The organism is Mesorhizobium sp. WSM4822 (assembly GCF_055811155.1).
The window spans coordinates 1-304 of sequence record NZ_JBVVQM010000097.1; the positions used below are offsets into that span (position 1 = coordinate 1).

Annotated in this window: 1 pseudogene; it reads left to right on the forward strand. The window is 57.6% G+C overall.

Annotated features, from left to right (window positions below):
• Window positions 1–304: pseudogene (locus tag AC0L3E_RS34695) on the forward strand (ABC transporter substrate-binding protein); the annotation flags it as partial.

The following is a 304-nucleotide window of genomic DNA, read 5'->3' on the forward strand; positions in this document are numbered from 1 at the left end:
GCCGCCTTCCACTACAAGAAGTCCGGTCATTCTGGTTCGATCCGGCTTCATTCTTCCGAAGTAGCCTTTCCCGGCGCAATCGATGCCGCCCAACTCTATCAGCGAAGCGCGGCCAACGCGGGGATCACCATTGAGGTTAACCGTGAGCCTGGCGACGGCTATTGGTCAGAATACCTCAAGATGCCCTTCTCGCAGTCCAATTGGGCAAGCGTAGGAAACTCTATGCGGACATGGGTCATATCGTCCGCGACGAGGGTGGCGTTATCGCGCCAATGTTCAACGACTACATCGACGCGACCGGCCC